The sequence below is a fragment of the Humidisolicoccus flavus genome, from assembly GCF_045689595.1.
GTDB classification, from domain to species: Bacteria; Actinomycetota; Actinomycetes; order Actinomycetales; family Microbacteriaceae; genus Humidisolicoccus; species Humidisolicoccus flavus.
This window is the reverse complement of sequence record NZ_CP142724.1, coordinates 2,123,667-2,147,910: the sequence shown is the minus strand read 5'-3', so window position 1 is coordinate 2,147,910 and position 24,244 is coordinate 2,123,667. Positions and strand designations below refer to the sequence as shown.

General features: G+C 62.6%; 22 protein-coding genes and 3 tRNA genes. 8 read left to right on the top strand and 17 right to left on the bottom strand.

The annotated features are described in order from the left end of the window. The first annotated feature begins 53 nt into the window (after positions 1 to 53). Both U2H20_RS10330 and U2H20_RS10325 read left to right on the top strand, forming a co-directional pair. Positions 54 to 344 (top strand): hypothetical protein, encoded by a 291-nt coding sequence (locus U2H20_RS10330; RefSeq protein ID WP_430592200.1) that lies wholly within the window; start codon positions 54 to 56, stop codon positions 342 to 344. A gap of 135 nt (positions 345 to 479) precedes the next feature. Continuing rightward, the gene (locus U2H20_RS10325; RefSeq protein WP_430592199.1) at positions 480 to 761 is read left to right on the top strand and encodes a hypothetical protein; all 282 of its coding nucleotides are present in this window, start codon (positions 480 to 482) and stop codon (positions 759 to 761) included. A gap of 292 nt (positions 762 to 1,053) precedes the next feature. Here the strand turns inward: U2H20_RS10325 and U2H20_RS10320 are convergent, their stop codons facing one another. The 14 genes from U2H20_RS10320 to U2H20_RS10255 form a co-directional block, all read right to left on the bottom strand. Further along, positions 1,054 to 1,284 carry a hypothetical protein gene (locus tag U2H20_RS10320; protein WP_430592198.1) on the bottom strand — a complete coding sequence of 77 codons (231 nt, stop codon included), beginning with the start codon at positions 1,282 to 1,284 and terminating at the stop codon, positions 1,054 to 1,056. A gap of 213 nt (positions 1,285 to 1,497) precedes the next feature. Further along, positions 1,498 to 2,595 carry a DUF5937 family protein gene (locus tag U2H20_RS10315; protein WP_430592197.1) on the bottom strand — a complete coding sequence of 366 codons (1,098 nt, stop codon included), beginning with the start codon at positions 2,593 to 2,595 and terminating at the stop codon, positions 1,498 to 1,500. A 9-nt stretch (positions 2,596 to 2,604) separates the two neighbouring features. Continuing rightward, positions 2,605 to 3,894, bottom strand: a complete 1,290-nt coding sequence (locus tag U2H20_RS10310) for an alpha/beta hydrolase domain-containing protein (protein WP_430592196.1) — start codon at positions 3,892 to 3,894, stop codon at positions 2,605 to 2,607. Between the two features lie 100 nt (positions 3,895 to 3,994). Further along, positions 3,995 to 4,789, bottom strand: a complete 795-nt coding sequence (locus U2H20_RS10305) for an ATP-binding cassette domain-containing protein (protein ID WP_430592195.1) — start codon at positions 4,787 to 4,789, stop codon at positions 3,995 to 3,997. Beyond that, entirely contained in the window at positions 4,786 to 5,655 is an 870-nt protein-coding gene (locus U2H20_RS10300; protein ID WP_430592194.1) for an ABC transporter ATP-binding protein, read from the bottom strand. Before U2H20_RS10300 ends, U2H20_RS10305 begins: the two co-directional genes overlap by 4 nt. After that, positions 5,655 to 6,611 (bottom strand): ABC transporter permease, encoded by a 957-nt coding sequence (locus U2H20_RS10295; RefSeq protein ID WP_430592193.1) that lies wholly within the window; start codon positions 6,609 to 6,611, stop codon positions 5,655 to 5,657. Before U2H20_RS10295 ends, U2H20_RS10300 begins: the two co-directional genes overlap by 1 nt. A gap of 3 nt (positions 6,612 to 6,614) precedes the next feature. Further along, the gene (locus U2H20_RS10290) at positions 6,615 to 7,511 is read right to left on the bottom strand and encodes an ABC transporter permease (protein WP_430592192.1); all 897 of its coding nucleotides are present in this window, start codon (positions 7,509 to 7,511) and stop codon (positions 6,615 to 6,617) included. A gap of 51 nt (positions 7,512 to 7,562) precedes the next feature. After that, positions 7,563 to 9,101, bottom strand: coding sequence for an ABC transporter substrate-binding protein (locus U2H20_RS10285; RefSeq protein WP_430592191.1), 1,539 nt, complete (start codon positions 9,099 to 9,101; stop codon positions 7,563 to 7,565). A gap of 253 nt (positions 9,102 to 9,354) precedes the next feature. Beyond that, positions 9,355 to 9,431 (bottom strand) — tRNA-Met (locus U2H20_RS10280). A gap of 38 nt (positions 9,432 to 9,469) precedes the next feature. Next, a tRNA-Thr gene (locus U2H20_RS10275) sits at positions 9,470 to 9,541 on the bottom strand. Positions 9,542 to 9,662: 121 nt separating this feature from the next. Further along, positions 9,663 to 11,228: an ATP-binding cassette domain-containing protein gene (locus U2H20_RS10270; protein WP_430592190.1), complete on the bottom strand. Its 1,566-nt coding sequence runs from the start codon at positions 11,226 to 11,228 to the stop codon at positions 9,663 to 9,665. Beyond that, positions 11,225 to 12,064: an ABC transporter permease gene (locus U2H20_RS10265; protein ID WP_430592189.1), complete on the bottom strand. Its 840-nt coding sequence runs from the start codon at positions 12,062 to 12,064 to the stop codon at positions 11,225 to 11,227. The genes U2H20_RS10270 and U2H20_RS10265 overlap by 4 nt, the downstream gene beginning before the upstream one ends. Further along, positions 12,061 to 13,050: an ABC transporter permease gene (locus U2H20_RS10260; protein ID WP_430592188.1), complete on the bottom strand. Its 990-nt coding sequence runs from the start codon at positions 13,048 to 13,050 to the stop codon at positions 12,061 to 12,063. Before U2H20_RS10260 ends, U2H20_RS10265 begins: the two co-directional genes overlap by 4 nt. A gap of 2 nt (positions 13,051 to 13,052) precedes the next feature. After that, a complete protein-coding gene (locus tag U2H20_RS10255; protein WP_430592187.1) occupies positions 13,053 to 14,708 on the bottom strand; it encodes an ABC transporter substrate-binding protein in 1,656 nt (551 codons plus the stop codon). A gap of 138 nt (positions 14,709 to 14,846) precedes the next feature. Between U2H20_RS10255 and U2H20_RS10250 the strand changes: the two genes are divergently transcribed. After that, positions 14,847 to 16,493 (top strand): glycoside hydrolase family 13 protein, encoded by a 1,647-nt coding sequence (locus U2H20_RS10250; RefSeq protein ID WP_430592186.1) that lies wholly within the window; start codon positions 14,847 to 14,849, stop codon positions 16,491 to 16,493. 71 nt (positions 16,494 to 16,564) lie between these two features. Here the strand turns inward: U2H20_RS10250 and U2H20_RS10245 are convergent, their stop codons facing one another. Next, positions 16,565 to 17,740: a M23 family metallopeptidase gene (locus U2H20_RS10245; RefSeq protein ID WP_430592185.1), complete on the bottom strand. Its 1,176-nt coding sequence runs from the start codon at positions 17,738 to 17,740 to the stop codon at positions 16,565 to 16,567. 369 nt (positions 17,741 to 18,109) lie between these two features. Beyond that, on the bottom strand, positions 18,110 to 18,913 hold the full coding sequence (locus U2H20_RS10240; protein WP_430592184.1) for an inositol monophosphatase family protein: 804 nt from the start codon (positions 18,911 to 18,913) through the stop codon (positions 18,110 to 18,112). A gap of 122 nt (positions 18,914 to 19,035) precedes the next feature. Between U2H20_RS10240 and U2H20_RS10235 the strand changes: the two genes are divergently transcribed. The 5 genes from U2H20_RS10235 to cls all read left to right on the top strand — a co-directional run bounded on the left by U2H20_RS10235 (position 19,036) and on the right by cls (position 22,818). Continuing rightward, positions 19,036 to 19,117: transfer RNA gene (locus U2H20_RS10235), tRNA-Tyr, on the top strand. A 121-nt stretch (positions 19,118 to 19,238) separates the two neighbouring features. Then, positions 19,239 to 19,847, top strand: a complete 609-nt coding sequence (locus U2H20_RS10230; RefSeq protein ID WP_430592183.1) for a DUF3887 domain-containing protein — start codon at positions 19,239 to 19,241, stop codon at positions 19,845 to 19,847. Continuing rightward, entirely contained in the window at positions 19,844 to 20,857 is a 1,014-nt protein-coding gene (locus U2H20_RS10225; RefSeq protein WP_430592182.1) for a CPBP family intramembrane glutamic endopeptidase, read from the top strand. Before U2H20_RS10230 ends, U2H20_RS10225 begins: the two co-directional genes overlap by 4 nt. A 9-nt stretch (positions 20,858 to 20,866) precedes the next feature. Beyond that, complete coding sequence (locus U2H20_RS10220; RefSeq protein WP_430592181.1) at positions 20,867 to 21,355, top strand: YajQ family cyclic di-GMP-binding protein; 489 nt, start codon at positions 20,867 to 20,869, stop codon at positions 21,353 to 21,355. A gap of 2 nt (positions 21,356 to 21,357) precedes the next feature. Further along, positions 21,358 to 22,818, top strand: coding sequence for a cardiolipin synthase (gene cls / locus U2H20_RS10215; protein ID WP_430592180.1), 1,461 nt, complete (start codon positions 21,358 to 21,360; stop codon positions 22,816 to 22,818). Positions 22,819 to 22,891: 73 nt separating this feature from the next. Here the strand turns inward: cls and U2H20_RS10210 are convergent, their stop codons facing one another. Then, the gene (locus tag U2H20_RS10210) at positions 22,892 to 24,235 is read right to left on the bottom strand and encodes an FAD-dependent oxidoreductase (RefSeq protein WP_430592179.1); all 1,344 of its coding nucleotides are present in this window, start codon (positions 24,233 to 24,235) and stop codon (positions 22,892 to 22,894) included. Positions 24,236 to 24,244: the final 9 nt, after the last annotated feature.

Here is a 24,244-nt window from a genome sequence, read left to right as displayed (position 1 = left end):
TGGACCTCCAGCGACTCGGTGTCACGTCGCAGGCTGGCCGTACGCTCATGCGCGTGCTCACTCCAGTCGAATGGATCGCGAACGAACCTCGCGCCCCGTACCGCCCGATCGCAATCGTGCGTGTCGTGCTCCTCGGCAAGGAGCGCGAACCGTACTGGCGCGCGGTGACGTACGGCACTTCGGAAGAGCGTCAACTCATCGGGTATTGGGGCGATCTGCAGCAGGCGCAAGACGGCGTGCTCTCCTGGTGGGAGCACCAGATTCCACCAGCGTGGCTCGCCCACGACGGCAAGACGTTTCGTCGGCCGCGCACCCCTCCACCGCAGAAAGCGCCGCCGTCATAAATTCTCCTTGCGTTCGCTCGCGCGAGGGTACAAAATGTACCCCATCCAGGTGCAATCGCAGCGAAGGTTTGAACGTCCCGTTCGCGGCGATCACCGCACCTCTCAGTGCTCAACGGCGAAGACAGCGAGGGGATCATGCAAGAGAATACGACGACTCATTTACCCGGATCGATCTGGGTGTGCCCGAGTGGTGTTTCGTACCGGCTCATCGAATACACGCGTGATTGGGCTTCGCGCGACGGCGCAGAATTCCCGATCTTTTCCACACAGAACGCGCATGGCGTGAACTCCGTCTCCCGGGATCTTCCCGACGACGCGCAACTGATCTGGAAGCCTTCGGCGCAGCTCCAGCAGGCTGCGACGCACCACAGCCCCTCAGTGCACCGGAAGCATCAGCAGCTGCGGCGAGCGAGCTGAGTTCACCGCGATTCAAGGTCGGACGCTGCGCCTGCAATCCCGCTGTGCATCCTTGCGAGAGCGAGTGAAACGGTCCATCAATTCGTTGTGCTTCGACGGGTGACGCCCGGCCCGGTAGCACCTTGCCGCGTCAACGATGCGGCACACCTGCTTCCGAGACACCTTGAACGCCTTTGCGACGTGCGCCGCCGGCACATCTGCGTTGAAGGCTTCGACCACGAGCGCGTCTCGAGCCCCGCGCGCTGCGATCAGCGAATTCTTCTTTGCCTTGCGCGCTTCCATCCACTCCGGATCAGCCCTCTATAACCGCGCGCTCTGTTGTGCTCTCGGAATCGAGGGCGGTGCTGGCTTTGACGATTCGATGCACCTGCATCGCTGAAAGCCTGACACCCGCAGCAATGTGCTGCTTCGGGATGTTCGCGAGGTGCGCGTCGACGATGCCCTGATCTCTGTCCGCATGCGCCTGTTCGAGTGCGCCAGCGAGGTCTTGCAGTCTTGCCTGCCAAGCCTGATCAACCTTCATCGGTCGCGCCACGCCTTGATCGAAAATCCGAGGGCGGTGAGCGCAACAATGAACGCTGCGATAGAGATGATTGCGGTGATGACTTCTATGGAGGTTCCTCTCATACGGCCGCGGCTTCTGACCGCTCCTCTTTGAGAATAGCGATCCGATCCCGAGCCACCGCTTGCCCCTCGCCCCCGACGCGACATGGAGTAGTCCGGCGTGCACAGCACTTCAGCGAGTGAGCGCGTTCAGGTACTCATGGCCGAGTTGGTAGACGAGGTCGCTGCGGAGGCGGTGCTTGATCATCCGTCCGTCGCGCTGCGAGACAATCAGGCCAACGTCTTTGAGACGTCGCAGATGTCTCGACACCTGCGGCGTCGTCATTCCCGTTCGCTGCGCCAGCTCCGAGGTCGTGCACGATTCGTTCACGAGATGCCTGCTGAGTTGCAGTCGCGGGCCGTCAGCCAGCACCAGCATGCGGTTCGTGACGATGCCCAGCGACGGAGCATCTCGCCCAGACTCACCGGCGAGGTATTGCACCACGACGGGAACGGACTGATCAGCATACGACTCGTCGTACTTCACGACAACGTGCGGACTCGTCCACATACTCGGCACGAGGACGAACTTCCGCCCGTCTCCCGAGACCACCGCTGATTGGATCTTGTCGAACACCACCTGCTGCCGCTTGCCGAACAGGTGGCTGTCGTGAGCAAGCGACGCAAGCACCTCCGCGATGGACCCAGGCTGAATCAGCGACTGCATCCGAGCGGCATCCGAGGTGAGGAGTTCGTGTGATGACGCCCAAATCTGGCCGAAGAATGCCGAATATGCCTGAACGAGGGTCTTCCCGACGTTCTGCTGGAAGAGGATCGGGTCGCGAAGCAGGCGCACCGCGAGATCTTCACGCTCCTCGCTCCGTGTACGACAGAACTCGACAAATGCTGCTTCGTCGAACTCCGGCGACTTCTCCTTCGGGAGACGCACACCGGCGATCCCTTCGGCAGCCATTGCGACGAAGACGTCCTCGGGAAGAGAAAGGTACTCGTGCAACTCGGCTTCGAAACTGTCCGCGCCGCCCTCGATCGTGGTGGAGAGCGGCATCAAGGCGCGGAAACGAAACCGCGCCCACAGCGGCGCGTACAGTCGCAATTGACCTGCCAGTGAACCGGGAACGAGATCACTGATCCGTCGCAATTCACGAATACGGTCTCGATGGTGCCCCGACTCTGCGTGCACGTGCAACAGCGCCATCAACTCGCTCAACACGCGAGGAGAAACAGCGACGTTCTGCGGCGAAACGTTCGCAACGTCGAAGACGATAGGCACGATGTGAGCCTAGAAGTTCACGCTCTCAGCGTCCAACCGCAACTCTTCCGCGTCGGTCGGAAGCAAGAGGCGCTGATCCAACAGCTTGTCGAGCGCCCGCCCGAACTCCGAGCGATATCCCGCGACGCTCCCGTACCGCTTCCGGAGGACGTCGTCCGTCAACGGAGTCTCGTTCCCGTGGTACCACGATGGCCGCCCCATCGGAGTCGCCGCGACCAGCGTCGAGGTCGGCGCTTCGGTATGGGTCGAGCGCACGCCTCCGACGGCGTTGCCGACGTCGTCACGAACGATTTCGTCCGTTTCACCAATTGTTTCGAGCACCTGCGATGGCGGAGGGGATGCCGTTCCCTCGGCCCACTCTGCAAGCAGTTCGAGCAGCGCGTTGTAGATATGCGTGTTCGGGAAGCTCGACCAGTTCGCACCACTGGGAAGCGGAGAATTCTTCAACCGATCGACATCGAAGGCGCTCATTCTCCTGGTTTCACGATGCGCCATCCCCGCGACCTCGTACAGCCTGAAGGTGTCGGAGTCGTCTCGCCGGTGGCTCAGTCCCCGCACCTGGCCACTGACGCCGCACGGCCACCTGACCGATTGGAACTCGGCCTCGCCGAGCACTTCGATCACCGGTACGTCGATGTCGGGCAGCGCGTCGCCGCCTGAAGCTCCGGGCAGGTAGCCGTCGAAGAGCGGCGCATCGTTCTCACCGCGAAGGACACCGTGATACCGCTCAATGAAGCGACGCGTGAGCCCTCCGGTTTGCGAGATCCCCGCGAGCAGAATGGTGTTCGCAGCGGAGCCTCCGAGCCCCGGCAGATCTTCGCGGAGGCTAGCGGCGACCTGAGCGATGATCTCGAACGACTGCGGGGTCGCTTCCCACCAGCGCTCCTTGAACTCGTCGTACTCGGCAGCGAGTGTCTCCGGTGTGGGGTTCGGCGTGAAGGGAATCGTGGATTTGAACTCCGAGGCGAGCGTGTCATTCACGAAATGAATGGCCTCATAGCGCTCGGGGTCTGCGTTCTTCACGAGATCGAGCGCGGACGGTGCCTGCGAATCGATCTCGACCCAGATGTACCCGGCCCGCATGACCTGCCGATGGTAGGCGCGCCATACGGATATACCGCCCCAGATGTGACTGACCTCGCTCAGAATTCGACCGTTGAAACGCCGCATATCGATCGGGTGGCGAACCAGAATGCGCGTCGTGTAACTGTGCCCTGCGGCTTCTCCCGAGACCAGGTATTCAGATTGTGCGTAGTCGTACAGCGGAAGCAGCTCTCTCGCGTAATTGTCGAGAAGCACTGGCGCGCTTGTTTCCGAGAGTGAAAGCGGTCCCGAAATTGTTGCGGGTTGCACGCGAGAAGCAGTCATCGTGATGCCCTTCATTGTGTGTATGAGCGATCTAGAGCTTTGGAACGGCGTTGAGGAGCGCCTTCGTGTAGTCCTGCTGAGGGTGAGCGAAGATGTCGTCCGCGACGCCCGCTTCGACAACCGCGCCGTTATGGAGAACCGCGACCTCATCGGACATGAACTCGACAACCGCCATATCGTGGCTCACGAACACCATCGCGAGTTTTCTGTCACGTTGGATGTCCTTCAAGAGGTTGAGCACGGTGGCCTGCACGGAAACATCGAGTGCAGAGACCGGCTCATCAGCGACGATCAATTCCGGCTCGAGGGCGAGCGCGCGCGCAATCGAGATGCGCTGGCGCTGACCGCCCGAAAACTCGTGCGGTAGGCGATCAAGCCATGAGGAAGCCAGCGCAACTTCGTCTGCGATCTTTCGTGCTCGACGTTCGCGTTCCGCTCGGTCGTACAGGCCGCCGACACGCATGGGCTCTTGGAGGAGCTCGAGCAGCGTCATACGCGGATTCAAGGAGTTCGACGAGTCCTGGAAGATCATCTGCATATTGCTTCGGAACTTCCGGAGATCGCTCTTCGACAGGCTCGCAAGATCCGTGCCGAGCACTCGCACGGTTCCCGTCGTCGGCCGGATCAGGCCAATGGCGATTCGCCCGATCGTTGACTTCCCTGATCCCGACTCGCCGACGATGCCGAGCACCCGGTTCTCGTGGAGTTCGAGAGAGACGTTGTCGACCGCGAGATAGCTCCGCTTTCGAACGATGCCACCAAGATCGAATCGCTTCGTCACGTCTGTGAGTTCGAGCACCGGAGTCGAAGTGTTTTCCACGGTCATGACGTCGCCTCCAGTTTTGTGAACTCCGCGCGATCCATCACAGGAAGTCGGTCTCGCTTCTCCCCGAGGCGTGGTGCGGCCTGCAGCAGTCCCGCGGTGTAGCCGGAGGAAGGGTTCGCCACGACGTCGGCGGTTCTCCCCTGCTCCATCTCGTAGCCGTCAAGCATCACGACGACGTCATCGGAATACTCGGAGATCAGACCGAGGTCATGGCTGATAAGGATCATCGACAGGCCCAGGCTCTCGCGCAGTTCGACGAGCAACTCCAGGATCTGCTTCTGGATGGTGGCGTCGAGCGCTGTTGTCGGCTCGTCGGCGATGAGGAGCTTCGGATCGCACGAGATGCTCATCGCGATCATCACGCGTTGACGCATTCCGCCAGAGAGCTGATGCACATATGCCCCGAGCACGTGACGCTCGGGCGGAATCCCCACCTTGACGAGCAGCTCGATGGCGCGTTGCTTGGCTTCATTCCGGCTGATTCCGAGGTGCTTCCTCATCGGTCTGATCATCTGATCCCCGATGGAGAGCGTCGGGTGCAGCGCGCTCATCGGCTCTTGGAAGATGTACCCGAGCTCAGGGCCGGACAAACTCTGGCGTTCCTTTGCGCGAAGACCGAGCAGCTCTGTGCCGTTGTACGTGATGCTCCCCTTGGCTGCCGCCACGTCGGGAAGGATCCCCATGATCGCGTTCGCGGTCAGAGACTTGCCCGAGCCGGACTCGCCCACGATGCCGAGGGTTCGCCCTTTCTCGAGGTCGAACGAGACATCGTGCACGACCGTCTGGGTGTTGTGGGCGCTCAGGATGTCGATCGTGAGATTCTTCACGCTCAACAGCGGCGTAGCGAGATCAGTGCGAGCGCTCATCATGCCTCCTTCGATGCGAATCGGATCCGTGGGTCAAGCAGCGCACTCACCACGTCAACGAGGAGGTTGATGAGGACGAAGATGACCGCGATGAAGAAAATGCAACCCTCGATGACGGGGTAGTCGCGTCGACTCACTGCGAGGAGCAGCTCGGCTCCGATGCCAGGGATGGAGAACACCTTCTCGGTGACGACCGCTCCTCCGAGCATCGACGCGAATGACAGGCCTACGACCGTGACGACCGGCACGACTGCCGCTCGGAAGACGTAGCGGCCGGTAATTGTCGACTCGTTGAGCCCCTGCGCACGTGCCGTCTGAACGAACGGCTGGTTCTTCGCATCGAGCACGCCGTTTCGTGAATACCGGAAGAGGGTTGCTGCCTCCAGCACGCCCAGCACAACTGCCGGCAGCGTCATGAACCATAGAAACTGCACGAAGTCATCGCCCGGGGCAACATACCCAGACACCGGGAATGCTCTGAGGCCGACGCCGAAGAGCAGGATCGCGAGAATTCCGAGCCAGAATGTCGGCATTGCAATTCCGATGCTCGAACCGACCACCATCAGCTTGTCGAGGGCCCGCCACTTTGTTGCGGCTGCGATCGTTCCAAGCAATGGGCCGACCAGGATCGCGATGATCATCGCGAAGATCGCGAGCTGCGCGGTCACGACCGCCGCGGCCAGCACAGTCTCGGTGACGTCGGTGCCCTTGAAGAGCGAATCGCCGAAGTTCAGCGTGAGCATGCGTCCGAGCCATTCGAAGAACTGGATGTACAGCGGATCGTTCAGACCCATCTCTTCCCGAAGCGCGTCGATCTGTTGCGGTGTTGCGTCTTCGCCGAGGATCATCACGGCGGGGTCACCGGGAGTCGCGCGCAGCAGCACGAACAGCAGCACCATCGGCACCGCGACGGTCGGAATGAGCGCGAGCAGGCGTTTGAAAACGTAGCTAATCATCGACTATGCACTCGCCTTCATTGCGTCGCGCTTGCCTGCACGGCGTGCGACTCGCTTGAGCTTTGACAGTTCCAGAAGCCGACGAGAACGAGGATCCATAGCATCACGCAGACCATCTCCGATGAGGATCAGTGCGAGCACCGTCACGAGAATGGCAACACCGGGGAACACGGCCATCCACCAGGCAGTCTGCATGTACTGCTGCGCGGCGGAGAGCGTGGTCCCCCAGCTCGGCACGTCGGGCGGAAGCCCAACACCCAAGAAGCTCAGCGCCGCAATGGAGAGCACCGTTTGAGCGAAGCCCATCGTGGTTTGCACGATGAGCACCGATGTCGATTCGGGCGCAACGTACTTCGCCAGGATCCAGCCGTCCTTCGCTCCGATTGAACGAGCGGACTCCACCATCGCGGTCGACTTCACACCGAGCGCCGCAGAGCGAACGACGCGAGCAATCGGCGGAATGAGGACGATCGTGAGGCCGACGATGACCGGCACGATCCCTCGTCCGAGCACTCCAACGAGGCTCAACACCAGGATGATGTTCGGGAACGCCATCATTCCGTCGATGACTCGCATCATGATCGCGTCGAAGGTTCGGAAATAGCCGGCGGTGGTGCCGATCAGAAAGCCGATGATGACGGCGAGCACGGTGCAGGCACCGGCGATCAGCAACGAGGTCTGGGCTCCGTACAAGAGCATGGTCCAGAGGTCTCGGCCATCAGTATCGGTGCCGAGCGGGAACTCGGCGCTCGGCGCCTGCAGGCGTGACGATGGATCGAGGACTTTCGGATCTTGACCCAGGACCGGCGCGAGGAGCGCGAGCACGATGATCACGAGGAGCATGGCAACACCCACGATCGCGGAAGGATCTTTCACAAAATATCTCAGCTGAGCTTTCACGATGGAGTCCTCTCGCGATGGCGGGTGTTGGTCCTGAAGTGCGCGAAGCGGCTATTCAGTGATCCACACGTTGTAGTACCCCCGAACCGTTCCCTGTGATGGTTCAAGACCACCGACATCGGAGCTGGTGACGACCAGTCGTGGCTCATGACCGAGCTTGATGAATGGCAGGTATTCCCAGATCTGCTGCTGCAGCTCGTCCCACACGGGCTTCCGCTCGTCGATGTTCGCTCCGGCTGTCAGCTCGGCAACGAGGGTCCGCTTCTCATCGGTGGCCCACCATCCCGGGAAGTCATCGTTGAGGAAGACGACCGTCAGCGGATCAGAGTATGCGGTGCCCCCGGCGAGGAAGATGTCCCATTCGGAGGAATCAGTTCTGGTTGCGCCGAAGGTCGCGGCGTCGACGGACAGGAGTTCGACATTGAACCCGACAGCTTCGAGCTGCTGCTCCAGGAGCGGTCCATAGTTGTCTGAGGTCGGACGGTAGAGGATTCGAATGGCTGATCCGTCGTAGCCGGCGGCCTCGAGAATTCTTGCCGCCTCAGCGGGATCACGGTTGTCCCAAATCTCGGAACCGGCCTCTGAATACCATGGCGACTCTGCTGGGAACATCGACGAAATGTCTTCGAAGTACTCATCGCTTCCGAGTTGCTGGAGCGCGATCTCCTCTGGCATCACGGCGTTCATGACGGCCTTGCGGAGCTCGATGTCGGTGAAGGGTCCCTCTTGCAGGTTGAACTGGATCAGCGAGAACCCAGAACCAGGCGACACGACAGGATTGAGCGATTGGTCGCTCTCGTACACTGCGAGCTGGTCCATGCTGACGAACTGCGGAGCAACGTTCACCTGGCCGGTGCGAAGCTGATTGACCACGTTGTCCTCATTGAGCGGATTGAACGTGATGGTGTCGGCGTGAGCGGTTTTCGCGCCCGCTGCTCCATCAGGCTCCTCGTCGCGGGAAACGTAGTCATCGAAGCGCGAGATCGTTGCGCTGCGATCGACAGTGAACTCGTCGAGCACATACGGCCCTGTGCAGTCCAGGGTGGTGAGGTCGGCATCGCCTGCTGCCGCGATCGAGGATGCAGACATGATGTAGGCCCCGGTGTCGGGAGTGGCGAGCAATGCCGGGATCGCACCCGTCGGTGATTCGGTAGTGATCTTGACCACGAGGTCATCGACCGCCTCGATACCCGAGACCAAGCTCGCAAACAGTGCTCCGGCGTCGCCCGCGCTGTACCGCTCGAGCGATGCGACCACGTCATCGGCGGTGAGCGCTCCTCCGCTGTGGAGTGTCACGCCGTCGCGCACGGTGATGAGGTATTCGCCCGTCGCCTCGCCGTAGGTGAAGTCTTCTGCAAGGCCGTTCTGAACGTCCATATTGGCGCCATTCGCGAAGAGACCTTCGCAGACGGACGCAGCGACCATCCAGTTCGTGCGCGAGGTGGTGACGTACGGATCGATCATTGCCGGGAGTGAGGCAACTGTGATGTTGCCACCGGTGACCGGCTCGACACCATTGGCGTTTGCGCCACCATCCGGCGAAGCGTTTCCTCCCCCGCTACAGGCAGTGAGGACGAGAGCGAGAGCCACGGCTGAACCTACTGCGGCTGTTGACTGGCGGCGTTTCATGGTGAGCCTTTCGGGATCAGCATTGGTCCGGATTGGGTTGTTCAACAGTAGGGAGAGGGAGCCGAAGGCCGCGTTCTTCAATGTTCGCGACCGCGGTAAGTGTCGCAAAGAACCTGAGCAACTTCCGGCGATCAAGTGGCATCGGGCGGGGTGAAGACAGGACCCAGCATGCGCGCAACAAAAAACCCACCAGGTTCGTAAACCTGATGGGTACTGGTAGCGGGAGCGGGGCTTGAACCCGCGACCTCACGATTATGAGTCGTGCGCTCTCACCAACTGAGCTACCCCGCCGCAACGCCCACCCAAGCACGAAGCATCAAGCAGACGAGAGCCCCGAGAGAGAATTGAACTCTCGACCTCTTCCTTACCAAGGAAGTGCTCTACCACTGAGCTATCGGGGCGTGTGCCAAATGGCAACCGGAAAAGACTAGCACCTCACAGGGGCCTCGCACACTTCGAGGCGACCCCGATGGGCGTGCTCGCCCAAAAATCCTGCAATCTCGGGCAAAAAATTGCTCGAAATCACTTCGCCGCACCGCCGAGACGCACACGAGCGGCGTCGAGGAGCGCCACCGTGAAGGGATGCTGGGGAGCTTCGAACACGCTCGCGATCGCGCCGCGCTCGACCACCTCGCCCGACTGCATGACGAGGACGGAATCTGCGAGCGCACGAGCCACCGAGAGGTCGTGCGTGATGAACACGAGCGCAACACCACGCTCTCGCTGAATGGTGCGTAAGAGTTCGAGGATTTGCGCCTGCACGGTGACATCGAGAGCCGATACGGGCTCGTCGAGGATCAGCACCTTCGGGTCGCCCGCGAGCGCTCGCGCGATCGCAACCCGTTGCCGCTGGCCGCCAGAGAGCGTTCGTGGTGATCGCCGGAGCACCGAGGCGGGGAGCGCAACGCTCTCGAGTAGAGCTTCGGGAGTGACGGACGCTCCTGCGCGTTTGATCGCAGTGCGAAGCAAGGAGCGCACCTTCAGCCGCGGGTCAAAGGAGCCGAGCGGGTCCTGCGGCACGAAACGGAGCTGCGAACGACGCGTCTTCCGTGCGGACTCTCGCACTTCGCTCCACGGCGCTCCCGCGAAGCGAACGATCCCGGCATCTGGCGACTCTGCCGCTACGAGCAGGCGCGCGAGCGTCGTCTTCCCCGACCCCGACTCCCCCACGATCGCAATCGCTTCACCCGCGTGCACCTCCAGCGAGGTCGGCTGCAACGCCACCACGGCGTCACCTCTCGGGTCGCGGTAGGTCTTTGCGACGCCCGCAGCAGCAAGCACCACGGTCTCGCCGTGTGCGAGTGCTGCTGGAGGCGCTGCGAGCGATGCTGCAGCGACGAGCGCCTTCGTCACCTCGTGATCTGGAGTGGTCAGGATCTGCGCCGCGGTTCCCGATTCAACGATCCGGCCCTGGTCGAGCACGATGACACGATCCGCGACCCGTGCGACCGCGGCGAGATCGTGACTGATGAGCACGAGCCCGGTGCCCTCGTCGCGCAGGCTCGCGAGGAGGTCGAGAATCCTGACCGCGATCGTCGCATCGAGTGCGGTCGTGGGCTCGTCGGCGATGAGCAAGGACGGTCTGCTCGCAATCGCCGCGGCGATCAGGGCTCGCTGCCGCATCCCCCCGGAGAGCTCGCCGGAGCGCTGTCTCGCGCGAAGCTCGGGATCGTCGAGCCCTGCAGCTTCGAGCGCTTCGAGCACTCGCGCTTGCCGTGCGGCGCGAGGCACGCCATGGACCGCGAGCGACTCAGCGACCTCTGCACCGACGCTCCGGAGCGGGTCGAGCGATTGCAGCGCGTCTTGCAAGATGAAGCCGACGCCGGAGCCGCGCACTTTGCGCCACTGCGGCTCGCGATGCTTCCGCGCATCGTCGCCGAGCAGCGCAAAACGTTTGGCCGTGACCGCTGCGTTCGTGTTCTCGGCGGAAAGCCCGATGAGGGTCCTCCCGAGGACAGATTTCCCGGCGCCCGATTCCCCGACGATTGCGAGGCATTCACCGGGTTCGAGCGACAAGGAGATGTCATGCAAGATCTGTTCGCCGCGAATACTGACGTTCAGCGATTCGAGTTCCACGAGCGCGTTCATCGGTGCTGCACCGCCGCAATCCTTCGTCCGAGCACGGTCAGCGCGGCGGCCGCGAGCGTCACCGCGAGCCCGGGCACCACGGTCATCCACCACGCGTTTTGAATGTAGAGGCGGCCTCCGTTCAGCATCGCACCCCACTCCGGCGACGGTGGGAGCGAACCGAGCCCCAAGAAGCTGAGCGCCGCGACCCACACGATTGCCTGGCCGATCCCGAGCGTCACGATCGCGATGAGGGGCAGCAGGGTGTTCGGCAGAATGTGACGGAACAGGATCGTCAGCCAGCCGGCGCCTTCAAGTTTTGCGGCTTCGACGTAGCTGCTCGCGGCGACCGTGCGAACGCGCGCTCGAAGCATGCGTGCGTAACCGGGCGCCGTGGCGAGTCCGACCGCGAGCACCGACGCGGTCACGCCCGCACCGAGAACAACCACGAGCAGGAGCGCGAGCACCAGCGTCGGCAGCGCGAAGAGCACCTCGATGACGCGACTGATGATCGCGTCGAGCCAGCGCGGTCCGAGCCCCGCCGTGAAGCCGAGCAGCATTCCGAGCACCATGCCGATCGCGGTTGCCGCGACACCGATGCCAACGCTCGCTCGGGCTCCGTGCACGATTCTCGCCAGAATGTCTCGGCCGGATTCGTCGGTGCCGAACCAGTGCGCAAGGCTCGGGGCCGAGAACGCGTTCGATGGGTCGATCGCGTTCGGGTTCACGGGTGCGAGCAGGTTCGGTGTCAGCGTTGCCAGCGCAATGAGCACGACCACGACGCTCGCGAGGACCGTCGAAATCTGCATCGGCGAACGTCGTCGGCTCGTTGATGCAGGGGGCGCGATGAGGGTCATGCGGCCACCGCCTCTTCGACGGCTTTACGGTGCACTCGCCACGCGCTCTGACGGGTTCGCGGATCAACGGCACGCTCGATCAGATCCGCGATTGTGATGATGACGACGTACAGCACCGCGACCACGAGGACCGCGCCGATGACGAGCGGCACGTCGCGGGTGTTCGCAGCGTCTTGCAGCAGGCGGCCGAGCCCTGGCCGGGCGAACAGGGCTTCGACGACGACGGCACCGGAGAGCAGCGAGCCGAAGGCCCAACCTGAGAGCGAGATCGCCGGCAATGCTGCGTGCCGGAGCGTGTGCATCCAGAACACTCGGGTTTCACTCGCGCCGCGAGCGCGCGCGGTGGTCGCGAATGGCGCACTCGTCGCCTCGTCGAGCCCGCCGCGCATGATCTGACCGAGGAATCCCGCAATCGGGATCGCGAGCGTGAACACGGGAAGCACCAACGACGAGGGCGCGAATCCCGCACTCGTCGCCGGGAAGAGCTGCCACCAGCTCGCGAACACGACGATCAAGACAGCGCCGAGCCAGAAGCTTGGCAGAACGCTGGCGAGGATCTCGCCGCCTCGGAAGAAGGCATTGATGACCTTCGCGATCGGACCGCGCGTGCGGATCGAGAGCGCGATCGCACCGAGCGCCAGCACCCACGCGAGCGTGAGCGCGAGCACCGCGAGGACCACGGTCGAGGGCAGTTGCGCACCGATCAGTTCTGCGACGGGCTGCTTCCTGCCGTAGGAGTCACCGAGTTGGAACGTGGCGACCCGCCAGAGTTGCGCGAAATATTGCATGAAGAGCGGCTGATCGAGACCGTAGTCGCGAGTCGCCTGCTCGACAGCCTCAGCGCTCGCTTGTGATCCCGGTCCGCCGAGAATTGCCTCCAGCGGGTTGCCGCTGGCTCGGAGCGCGAAGAACACGAAGGTCGCAACGACCCACGCGACCAGGATCACCGCCCCGATTTTTGCGGCAACCCACCGGAGAACTCCCACGATTACTGGGTCAGCTGCGCGTCAATGAAGCTCGGCGTTCCCACCGTGCCGAGCGTGAAGATCCTTTCGACACCCGAGGTCAGGTAGTGGTTCTGCTGGTCGTAGAGCGGAAGCACGAAGTAGCCCTCGAGGATCAACTGCTGGGCCGCTTCTGCCGCTTCCCGTCGTTCGTCCGCATCGGAGGTCGTCGCGGCCGTCTCGAGTAGCGCGTCGATCTCGGGATCGTTGACCTTCGCGTGGTTTGCGAAGTACCCGCTCGGTGCAGGAACGATGCCGTCTGAGTGGTACAGGATTCGCAGCACGTCGGCGCCGACCTTCGTGTACGGAGCACTGACCGCCTCGTACTCGTTCGCCCCAAGCGCTGCATACCAAGCACTCAAGTCGGTCGGGGTCAGGATCACTTCGAATCCGACCGCGAGCGCGTTCGCCTGAATCTGCTCGAACAGCGCTTGCTCGGCCGCGACCGACTGGTTCGTGCTGACCGGGAAGCGAACCACGAGTCGTTCGCCGTCTTTCAGGCGAACACCGTCGGCTCCGATTTCGCTCCACCCGGCGTCATCGAGCAAAGTCTTCGCCGCTTCGATGTCGGTGGTGAATAGGCTCTCGTCAGAGACGGCGAAGGGTTCGGTGCTGGCCAACAGCGAGAACGAACGATCGACCGTGCCCTGGTAGAGCGATTCGATGCCCGGCTCGACGCTTGCCGCACGAATGAACGCCTCACGAACTCGGATGTCGTCAAACGGCGCCTGGTCGGAGTTCAGCTCGATGCGGTTCGATGCGCCTGGCCGTGGCGAATTGATGTGCGTGATGCCCTCACCCGGGTTCGCAATCGCGCCCGGCTCCGGGTTATCGATGACGTTGACCTGTCCCGACTGCAGTGCCGCATAACGGGTTGCGGGGTCGGGAATGAAGCGCCAGATGATGCTGTCGAACCCAGCAGCACCGTCTGACTCGGCCTGCGGGTTCAGCCCTGCGTAGTCGTCGTTCCGGATCAGTTCGACCTCTTGCTGAGCGGTCCAGGATTCGACGATGAACGGGCCAGTGCCAATGGGCGCGAGGCAGTTCTCTTCCATGCCGCGTTCGAGGCCTGCAGGCGACTGCATTGCGGTCCAGGGCTGGCTGAGCGATTCGAGGAGCGCTGCGTCTGGCGTGCTGAGCGTGAAGCGAACGTTCGTCGCGTCGACTGCTTCGATCGATGCGACTTTTTCAACCGCGAGGTACCCCGTGGAGGACTGCGTTGCCGGGTCCTGCAGGTGCTCGATGTTGATTTTCACCGCTTCGGCGTCGAAGGGCGTGCCATCGGTGAAGGTCACACCCTCGGCGAGCGTGATGTCCCACACGAGGCCGTCGTCGCTCACGGACCATTCGGTTGCAAGCCAGGGCAGGATTTCACCCGCCTCATCGCGCCCGAACAGGGGCTCCAAGAACTGGCTGCTCAAAAGCGCCTGCGGGAAGTTTCCTCCCACATGAGGATCGAGGCAGGCGGGCTCGGCGTCGCCGGTCGCGTAAACAAGCGTGCCGCCTGCGCTTCCCGATGCGCTCGGGTCGTTCGAAGTGGTCGGGGAACCCGTCGAGCAGGCACTCAACAGCAGCCCTGCGCCGACAATGCCCGCGATCAGCGCTGTAGCGCGAGCGGGCATGCGTGTGTTCTTGTGCATTGCAACCTTGTCCTTGTAAGGAAAGCGGACCAAAAGACAGTTTTCGGTCTCAGTCCGATAAGTCTAGAACACAACGCATGTCGAGTCCTACCGCGTGACGTTCTCTGGCTCGCAAATACGCCCGATACGCTTTTGTTCATGTCGATTTCTTCACAGACACCGCAAGGTTCAGAATGGTGGCGCTCGAGCGTCATCTACCAGGTCTACCCGCGCAGCTTCGCGGATTCGAACGGCGACGGGATCGGCGACTTCGCCGGCATCACCTCGCGACTTCCCGAGCTGGAAGACCTCGGCGTCGACGCCGTCTGGTTCAGCCCGTTCTTCAAATCCCCGCAGCACGACGCCGGGTATGACGTCTCCGACTACTGCGACATCGACCCGCTCTTCGGGACACTCGCCGATTTCGACTCGATGCTCGAAACCGCCCACGCCATCGGCCTGCGCGTCATCATCGACCTCGTCCCGAACCACTCCTCAGAAGAACACGAATGGTTCCAGGCAGCGTTGGCTGCCGCACCCGGTTCCCCAGAGCGCGAGCGCTACATGTTCCGCGACGGCAAGGGCGCCGACGGCAGCGAAGCGCCGAACAACTGGAAGAGCGTGTTCGGCGGCCCAGCCTGGAGCCGTGTCACCGAAGCCGATGGCACTCCCGGCCAGTGGTACCTGCACATCTTCGATTCCTCACAGCCGGACTTCAACTGGGAGAACCCAGAGATCGGCGACATGTTCGTCGACGTTCTGCGATTCTGGCTCGACCGTGGCGTCGACGGCTTCCGCGTTGACGTAGCGCACGGCAACATCAAGTCGCCAGGGCTCCCCGACATCGACTACTCGACGATGGAGGGCACGGGCGGATCGATGGAGTCCCCCTTCTTCGGCCAGGAAGGCGTCCACGAGATCTACCGACGCTGGCACAAGGTCCTCGACGAGTACGAGGGCGATCGCGTCCTGTGCGCCGAGGCCTGGGTGCACCCGCTCTCGAAGGTCGCTCGCTACGTGCGCTCCGACGAGATGCAGCAGGCGTTCAACTTCGGATACCTCGAAACCCCGTGGAATGCCGCCGAGCTTCGCGATGTCATCGACAACTCGCTCAAGGAATTTGGTGCGGTCGGCGCCCCGAGCACATGGGTGCTCTCGAACCACGACGTGATCCGTCACGCAACCCGACTCGCCCTCGTGCCACCGCCACCACAGGGCGCTGGCATCGGACCAGAGAGCGAATCGAAGGCAGACCCCGTGATCGGTGAACGCCGCGCACGCGCGGCGACCGCGCTCATGCTTGCGCTGCCCGGTGGCGCCTACCTCTACCAGGGCGAGGAGCTCGGACTCCCAGAAGTCACCGAGATCGAGCCCGAGCAGCGACAGGACCCGACGTTCCGCCGCACGAACGGCGAACTCTATGGTCGCGATGGCTGCCGCGTTCCGCTCCCCTGGGAATCAGAGGCACCCGCGTACGGCTTCAACAGCACCGGCGAGACCTGGCTGCCACAGCCTGCGATCTTCGGCACGCACGCTCGCGACCTCCAGAAGAACGACCCGAAGTCGACCCTCTCGATGTACAAGTCCGCACTCGCGCTCCGCGCCGAGCACCGTCTCGGAGCAGGCGCGGTCACCTGGGCCGACGCCGCTGCGGGCACGCTGCAGTTCACGAACGGTGCGATCACCGTTCTTGCGAACGTTGACGGCGAACCCGTCGCCGCGCCGTCGGGAGAGGTCGTGCTCGCCTCGACACCAATCGTCGACGGGCTCGTGCACGCCGACCAGACCGTCTGGGTCCGCAACTAAAGCGCTCAAGGCACGAAGAAAGCCCCGTGAACATTCACGGGGCTTTCTTCATGCCTGAACGCTCGACCTCGTTACGGCTCGAGCACCTGCTGGCGCGTTGCAAGCCAACGAACGGGATCGAATGAAACCCAGTTGTCGTTCTTGATCTCGAGGTGCAGGTGCGGGCCCGTTGACTTTCCGCTGCTGCCGACGAGGCCGACCACAGAGTTGATGTCGACGACTTCGCCGACCTCCACGTTGATCGAACCGGGAATCATGTGCGCATACCAGGACTGGAAGAACTCACCGTCGATGTTGTGGTCGACCCAGACCACGTAGCCGCCGAGGTTGTTGCCCTGGAACACCTTGCTCACGACACCATTTGCAATGGGGTGAATCTCGGTGCCGAGCCCTGGTGCGAAGTCAACGCCACCGTGGAATCCTCCCGGACGAGCACCGAATGGGCTCGTCGTGCGGACTGTTTCGAGTTGCGGGAACGGCGACTGCGTGTAGCTGGTCTCGAGCTCGGCCCAGACCTTCGGGAAGGCGCTCGTGCCATTGCTCGTGCTGCCGGCCGTCTGCGAGTTCGCGATCGTCTGCAGTCGAGCCATCTCTTCTGGGCTGAGTGCGGCGGCGAATTCGGGAGCGAGGATCTCGAAGCTCTCGGTGCTTGCGACACTCGCGGTTGCAGAGTCAGCGACGGAAACCGATTGCAGGTCTTGCGTGTTGATGACTTCAGCAGCCTGCTCGGGCGTCTGCATTGCCTGCGCGGGAAGCGAGGTGACGACGACCATGCTGCCGACGAACAGGAGCGCACTGGCCGCGGAGAGGCGCTGCAAGGCAACTCGAACCTTGCTCGGGCCCGTGCTTCGTGGAGCGTGGGTGCTGACCGATGTCTCGCGTGCGCGGCGCGCGACGATTGCGCGAGCGTTTGCGCGGCGAGCAGCGCGGTTCTTTCCGTCGGCCGCTGCAACGGCAGGCGCTGGCATCACGATTGAATCGGTGCCCGGCGCGAGATCAGCCGACAGGGTGACAGGCAGCTCTGCCGCAGCCTTTGTCGCTGCGAGGCGAATGGCACGGCGGCTTTCGAAGAGCGGACCAGACGAGACAACGGGAACCGAAGGAGCTGCCTGCGCCGCCGGGACAGCCGAAGGAGCAACTGCAGCAGGGGCCCCGGGCGCGGTGGCCTGGTCGGTTGCAGATGGAACGCTATCGCCGGATTCGGCAGCACGACGAGCCTGGAGCTCGCGCAGTTGCTTGCGCGTCATCGGCACCTGCGTCGGCGACACGAGTGACGGTGCGCCTGCATCAGGAGTGGAACTTGGAACGAACGAAGAAGAAATACGGTGACCTTGCGTTGATGAATCGGTGTCGCCAGTGGCAGCGGAGCGGAGGCGGGCGGTGCGTCGGTTGAGCGGTACAGCCGATGCTGACTCGCTCCCGATACCTGCACTCACTCGATCAATGCCTTCACACTCGTCGCTGGAAATCCAGCCTCAAATTTATCTCATTCTCGGGACTCTCTCGGGAATCACGAACCTGGCTAATATAACGCAGAGGTAACGAAGTCGCCACCTCTCATAGGTGAGACCTAAGTTTCGAGCACTCTATGTGAAGCCCGTTCACCCAGACGCACCTCAGGCTTCGTCAGCCTTGAACTCCAGCAATAAAGGCTCGAGCGTATCGAGCAGTCCAGCGGATCCCGCCATAAGCAACCGTCCGTCTGCGCGGTCTCCGCGAAGCCCGCGCACCTCGACGCCGGCCTCCTCGGCAATATGCATGGCCGCAGCAAAGTCCCACGGCTTCAAGCCACGCTCCCAATACCCGTCGAATTGGCCGGACGCGACGAAACAGATGTCGAGCGCGGCGGAACCGATGCGTCGGAGATCACGAGCCCGCGGCAGAATTTGCGCGACAACCACTCCCTGCCGCGCACGTCGTTCTGGCTCGTAACTGAATCCCGTTCCGAGCAGCGACTGCTCGAGTCGGGTTTCGCCCGTCGGCGCGATGCTTCGCCCATTGAGCGTCGCGCCCTCGCCGCGAGCAGCTGCGAACACATCTCCGAGCGGCGCGTTCACGACCGCACCCGCAAGCGAAGTCCATGACTGCGGATCAGCGTCGCCTTCCACCACCGCGATGCTCACCGCATAGGTCGGGATGTCGTAGAAGTAGTTGACGGTGCCATCGATCGGGTCGATGATCCAGGTCAGACCACTCGAACCCTGGTGCGACAACCCTTCTTCACCAAGCAGCGAATCGTTCGGCCGCGCCTGCATGATCGCCTCGGCGACCATGCGCTCGCTCGCCTGATCGGTTTCGGTCACGATGTCCGTGAGGCTCGATTTACTTGCAGCAACGTTGACGCCTTTCGCGCGCTGTTCGCGAATGAAGGTTGCGGCATCGGTGGCGATCGTGGTTGCGAGGTTCAGAAGACTGGTCACGAACCTCAGCCTACGAGCGTTGCTGCACGCTCACCGAACCCGCGCCCCGGGCGGAGAATTTCGACGGATGGTCAATGACCCCCTCTGAACTTGTGTATTCTGGCTTTTGCCCATGTGGCAATGGCGGGTTACCCGAGCGGCCAAAGGGGGCTGACTGTAAATCAGCTGGCAACGCCTACGGGGGTTCGAATCCCTCACCCGCCACAGCGAAGGCCTCTGGCTCCGAAACGGAGCGAGAGGCCTTTTTTGTTGCCCGAAACATTGGCAGCCAAGCAAACCCTTCTGGACATTGCGTGCTCCATCGACGTAAAGATATTGTTTACACATGCAAGATCGGTTGACAGACGCAATTCGTGCTTTGCAGACGCGGACGCAGGAACTCCTGGCGGTGCAAGTACTGCACAGCGACGACCAATGGAGCTCGGCAATCGAGCGAGCAATGGAAATTCAGGCGAGCGCCGACGATGTCGTCCATACCGTCGTCCAACAGGCACGCAACGACGGCGCAACATGGCAGGTCATCGGAGACGCACTCGGTGTCAGCCGACAAGCTGCATTCCAGCGCTTTGGAAAACCGATCGACCCTCGAACGGGAGAACCCATGAACACCACCCCACTGGCCGGCGCGAGCGACCTGGCGTCATCCGTGATCAGCGACCTCTCCGGAGCGCAATGGCCGAAAGTGACCGAGCACTTCGACGCAACCATGCGTGCGGGACTCTCCGAAGACATGCTCGCTGCAGCCTGGGCGCAAATCATTGGCCTCGCAGGCGCATTCGAGTCTCATGGCGAGCCAGCCGCGATGCGCGCCGGCGATGTCACGATCACGAACACACCACTGTCCTTTGAGGCAGGCGAGTACATCGCGCGAATCGTCTTCCGCGACGACACCTCGATCGCCGGCCTCCACATTCTTGAGGCACACGCATCATGACCACAGAGTTCGCACGCGGCACCGCGCCCGCGCAATCGCACCCGGAGTACGCTGATCGCCGAGTCGCACTGCGTCCCATCCTGATCTTCCTTGCAATCGCCTTTGCGCTCTCGTGGCTCTTCGCCCTGCCGCTCTGGTTCGGAGGAGGCCTCGCGAGCCCGCTGTTTCCGATCGTCGCTGTGGCGATGATGACGACTCCCACGATTGCTGCACTCCTTGTGGTGTTCTTCGTCGAACGCGCACCGCACAAGGCCCACACCTTGGGGCTCTGGCCGCTGCGGCCGGTCGGTCGCTTCATCGGCTACGCATTGCTCGGCATTTTCGTGCCGATTGCGCTCGCCCTCCTCGCACTCCCCGTCGGCGCGCTCCTCGGCGTATACCCAGCCGACTTCGCAAACCTCTCCGGGTTCCAGCAGATTCTGAATGCTGGAGCGGGCTCGGTCGGGCTCGACGAACTCCCACTCTCGATTGAGGCGCTCGTCGTGCTCCAACTCGCGATCCTGCCGCTCGCCGCGTTCATCAATCTCCTTCCAGCGCTCGGCGAGGAACTCGGCTGGAGGGGCTGGCTCCTTCCGAAGCTGATGCCACTGGGCACGGTCCCCGCGCTGCTCATCTCTGGCGTGGTCTGGGGGCTCTGGCACGCACCCCTCGTCCTCCTTGGCTACAACTATCCGGGGGTCCCCGGTTGGCTCGGCGTGACCGCGATGATCGGCATGTGCATTGTCTTCGGCGCGGTCTTCGGATGGCTCCGCTTGCGTTCCGAATCCGTCTGGCCCGCGGCGCTCGCGCACGCAGCGTTCAATGGAGCCGCCGGAACCTACCTGATCTTCGCGATGGCGGGCCAACGAATCGACACGACGCAAGCGACCGTGCTCGGGTGGAGCGGATGGCTCGTTCCCCTCGTGTTCGTCGCCGTCCTGCTCGTGGCCGGACAGTTCCATCCGAAGCGTCGCCCCGTGGCCTCACAGCCCACCCCAGATCGCAGCCAAAGCCAACGATCAAACCCGTAGACTTGGTTCATGGCAGATTCCTCATTCGATGTTGTAAGCCGCGTCGACAAGATGGAGGCGGAGAACGCCGTCAACCAGGCGCGAAAAGAAGTCGAGCAGCGCTACGACTTCAAGGGCGTCGGTGCGAGCGTTGAGTGGAGCGGTGAAAAAATCCTCCTCAAGGCAGCCTCCGAAGAACGCGTGAAGGCCGTGCTCGATGTCGTGCAGTCGAAGTTCATCAAGCGGGGCATCGAGCTGAAGATGCTCGAAACCGGCGAGCCCTACCCTTCTGGCAAAGAGTTCCGAGTCGAAATCGTCCTGAAGGACGGCATCTCCTCGGAGAACGCGAAGAAGGCCTCGAAGCTGATCCGCGAAGAAGCACCTAAGTCGGTGAAATCGCAGATCCAGGGCGACGAACTTCGTGTGACCTCGAAGAGCCGTGACGACCTCCAGGCGACGATGAAGCTGCTCAAGGGCGCTGATCTCGACATCGACCTGCAGTTCGTGAACTTCCGTTAGGGATGGCCGACTGGGGCCTCATCGGGCAAATACTGACGTGGCTCTACTTCGCGAGCGATATTGCGTTGCGCATTGTCGCCGTCTTAACCGTTCCGTATAACCGCCGACCCGCGGCTGCAACGGCCTGGCTCTTGGCGATCATGATCCAGCCGCACCTCGGGCTGCTGCTGTTCATCACGCTCGGGCATACGACACTTCCTCGCGGACGTCGGCGCAAGATGGATGCACTCGATCGCCTCATCGCGGTTGCAACCAGTGAGATCGAGGACGCCGCACCGGAGCCCGACTGGCCCGACTGGATGCCCGGCGTCGTCGCGCTGAACCGACGCCTGTCAGCAATGCCGCTCATCGACGGCAACAGCGCGAGAATTCTGCCCGACAATGTCTCAATCATCGAAGCGATGGTTCGAGCGATCGACCAGGCAAAGCACAGCGTCAACGTCGAGTTCTATCTGATCGTGGCCGATGACGTCACCGAACCGTTCTTCGCAAGCCTCGACCGCGCCACCGCGCGCGGAGTGACTGTTCGCGTCCTCGTCGACCACATCACGAGCGTTCGGTATCCACGGAGAAAAGAGACGATCGCTCGCCTCGACGCGATGGGTGCCGAATGGCACGACATGCTGCCGCTGCGCCCGTGGCGTTTGCAGTGGCAGCGCCCCGATCTGCGCAACCACCGCAAGCTCGTCGTCGTCGACGGCAAGGTCGGCTTCACCGGCTCACTCAACATGATCGACCCCAGCTACCTCAAGCCCGCGAACATCCGCCGAGGACTGCACTGGCAAGACCTCATGGTCGAGTTCCGCGGCCCGGTCGTGCAAGAGATTGAAGCACTGTTCATTGCCGACTGGTGGGCGGAGACGAACGAGCTCCTTGCGACCAACGAGCTGTCGATCGCTGATGAGGTTGGCACGTTCGAATGCTCGGTCGTTCCGAGTGGCCCGGGGTTCGAGGGTGAGAACAACCTCCGGCTCTTCGCGTCGCTGCTGTACAACGCCCGAGAGCGCATCGTCGTGGTGAGTCCGTACTTCATTCCGGACGACTCGATCCTGTACGCGCTGACGACCGCCGCGATGCGGGGCGTTGACGTCGAACTCTTCGCAAGTGAGATCGGGGATCAACCAGTCGCGTACCACGCGCAGCGCTCCTACTATGAGACGCTGCTCCGCGCGGGGGTGAAGATCACGCTCTACCGCTCCCCCGTCGTATTGCACTCCAAGCACATCACGATCGACGATCAGGTCGCCGTGATCGGTTCGAGCAACCTCGACCAGCGCTCGTTCACTTTGAACTTCGAGGTGTCGGTCATGATTCGCGGCTCGGAGTTCGTCAACGAGCTCCGCAAAGTCGAAGACGACTACCGTGCGCACTCGATCAACGTCGACCTGGACGAGTGGATGCAGCGCCCACGACGGAGCAAGGTGCTCGACAACGTCGCGCGCCTCACCTCGTCGCTCCAGTAGGCACTCGCAGCACGGAAAACGCCGCGCCTGTCACAGTGACGAGCGCGGCGTTTTGCGAACGGTGTGCGCAGAACTACTGTTCGCGCGACACCTGAATCATGGTTTCGCGAGGAACCACCTTGATGCGTTCGCGGCCCTCGGGTTCACCGAGATTGCGCTCATGCGCGTCGAGTCGGCCCCAGCCTGCGATGTCGATCCACTGCACGCCTCGCGAGTCGAGCAGTCGCACGATGTCGTCCTCGTCCTGTGAAGACGGCGTCCACCAGGTGGCTTCGTCTTCGAGCACGTTCTTGATGGTTTCCATCGCATCCGACTTCGTGTGACCGATGAGACCGATCGGACCGCGCTTGATCCAGCCGGTCGCATACACGCCAGGAATGTGGTCGGCACCATCGAGCACTCGGCCTTCACGGTTCGGGAGCACGGCACGGTACTCGTCGAACGGCAAATCTGCCAGCGGCGAAGAGGCGTACCCGACTGCGCGGTAGACGGCCTGCACGGGGATGTCTTTGAACTCACCCGTGTTCGCGAGCCCGTCGCCGGTGGCGCGAGTGCGCTCGAGGCGGAGGCCTTCGACCTTGCCATCACCGAGCACTTCCGCCGGACGAGACCAGAAGTGCAGGTGGAGGCGGCGAGACGCCTGCCCGACTTCGCGCTGACGCCACTGACCGAGGATCCGGTCGATGACCATGATCTGCTTGTTGCGCTTGAGCTCTTCCTCGTTCGGGTCGATACCGAAGTCTTCTTCGTGGACGATCATGTCCACGTCGCGGAGTTCACCGAGCTCGCGGAGTTCGAGCGGCGTGAATTTCACTCCGAGTGGTCCACGGCGGCCGATCACGTGCACGTCGGTCACGGGCGAAGCCGCGAGCCCCTCGTACACGTTCGGCGGCACCTCGGTGGGGAGGAGATCTTCGGCGTGCTTGACGAGCATGCGCGCGACATCGAGCGCGACGTTGCCATTGCCGATGACAGCGATCGACTCTGCTTCGAGCGGCCATTCGCGCGGCACGTCCGGGTGTCCGTCGAACCACGACACGAAGTCGGCGGCACCATACGAACCGTCGAGATCGATGCCCGGGATCTCCAGCGAAGCGTCTTTCGTCGCACCGGTCGCGAAGATCACGGCGTTGTAGTGCTCGCGGAGGTCATCAAGGGTGATGTCCTTGCCGTAGTGCACGTTGCCGAACAGGCGAACGACACCCGATTCGAGCACGTCACGCAGTGCGTTGACGATGCCCTTGATCCGTGGGTGGTCTGGTGCGACGCCGTAACGAACGAGACCGTAGGGAGCGGGAAGGTGCTCGAACAGGTCGATCGAGACCTCGCGTTCCGCGGTCTTCTTGATGATGTCGGCAGCGTAAATACCGGCGGGTCCTGCCCCGACGACTGCAATCCGAAGGGGCAATTCGCCCACTGCTTTCTC